The organism is Myxococcus sp. RHSTA-1-4, from assembly GCF_020037125.1.
GTDB lineage: Bacteria > Myxococcota > Myxococcia > Myxococcales > Myxococcaceae > Myxococcus.
The window spans coordinates 1-1,726 of record NZ_JAIQDG010000110.1 but is presented as its reverse complement, the minus strand read 5'-3'; the positions used below and the strand labels follow the sequence as shown (position 1 = coordinate 1,726).

Genomic DNA, 1,726 nt, shown 5'->3' with positions numbered 1-1,726 from the left:
GGGGCCTCGAAGAGGGTACGAAGGGGCAGCTCGACGTGCAGCACGTTGCGCACGCGAGACACGAGGCGGGTCGCCAGCAGCGAGTGGCCACCGAGGGCGAAGAAGTCGTCGTGCACGCCCACCTGCTCGACGCCCAGCACCTCGCGCCACAGGCCCGCCAGCAACTGCTCGTTGGGGGTGCGCGGCGCGACGTACTCGTGCGTGCGCTCCACCTGGGCGGCGTCGGGCGCGGGAAGTGCCTTGCGGTCCACCTTGCCGTTGGGCGTGCGCGGCAGGGCCGGCAGCACCACGAAGGCGGAGGGCACCATGTACGCCGGCAGCCTCTCCCCCAGCGCGGTGCGCAGGTCTCCCACGGAGGGGGCCTGCTCACCGGACACCACGTAGGCCACCAGGCGCTTGTGGCCGGGCGAGTCCTCGCGCGCCAGCACCACGGACTCGCGCACGCCGGCGCAGGCGGCCAGTGCCGCCTCCACCTCACCCAGCTCGATGCGGAAGCCACGCACCTTCACCTGGAAGTCGGCGCGGCCCACGTAGGCGATGCGGCCGTCAGGCAGGTAACGGGCGAGGTCGCCCGTGCGGTACATGCGGGCGCCCGGAGTGGAGCTGAAGGGGTTGGGGAGGAAGCGCTCCGCGGTGAGGTCGGGCCGGCCGAGGTAGCCGCGGGCCAGGCCCTCGCCGCTGAGGTACAGCTCCCCGGCGACGCCGACGGGCACGGGCTGAAGCAGCGAGTCGAGGAGGTAGACGGCGGTGTCGGACAGAGGCCGGCCAATGGTGGGCTCGGCGTCTGGGGACACGCGGGCCCAGGTGGAGTAGGTGGTGTCCTCGGTGGGGCCGTAGAGGTTGAAGACGTCCCGCACGGTGCCCGTCGCGTAGAGGGCCTCCACCAGGGGACGGGGAAGCGCCTCGCCCGCGAGGTTGACGGTGCGCACGGAAGCGGGCACGGCCCGGGCGCGCACCAGCTCCGCCATGGCGGAGGGCACCGTGTTGACGAGCGTCACCTCATTGGCGGCCGGCAGCGAGGGCAGCGCCAGCGCGTCGTCGGCCACCACCACCGCCCCGCCGCGGGACAGCGGAGCGAACATCTCGAAGACGGACAGGTCGAAGTTGATGGAGGTGGCGAAGAGGGTGCGAGAGAGCTGCAGGGGCGAGAAGGAGCGGGTGGCCCAGCGCAGGAAGGCGACGGCGCCGCGGTGAGTCAGCGCCACGCCCTTGGGACGGCCGGTGGAGCCGGACGTGTAGAGGACGGCGCAGAGGTTGTCGAGCGAGGCCGGGCAGGGCAGGGGTGAGGCGGGCTGCTGAGCGAAAGCCTCGGTGTCCACGCACACCACCCGCGCGGAGGAAGTGCCCAGGCGCTCGGAGAGGGCGCTCGTGGTGAGCAGCACGCCCGGCGCGGCGTCCTCGATGACGAGGGCCTGACGGTCGCGCGGCCAGTTGGGGTCGAGCGGGACGTAGGCGCCGCCTGCGCGCTGGACGGCCATGAGGGCGACGACGAGCTCGGCGGAGCGGCCGATGCAGACGCCGACGCGGGACTCGGGGCCGACGCCCAGGGACTTCAGGTGGTGGGCCAGACGGAGGACGCGCGAGTGCAGCTCGGAGTACGTCCAGCGCTGCTGGCCGGCGATGAGCGCCACGGCCTCGGGCGTGCGCTGCACCTGCGCTTCAATCACCTGCGGGATGTTGCGCTCGGACGCCTCGGGCAGGCGCGTGTCGTTCCACGTCACCAGCA

1 protein-coding gene is annotated in these 1,726 nt (G+C 72.9%); it reads right to left on the bottom strand.

Annotated features, from left to right (window positions below):
• A partial coding sequence (locus K8638_RS44125) for an amino acid adenylation domain-containing protein (protein ID WP_223760800.1) occupies positions 1-1,726 on the bottom strand: 1,726 nt, incomplete at both ends.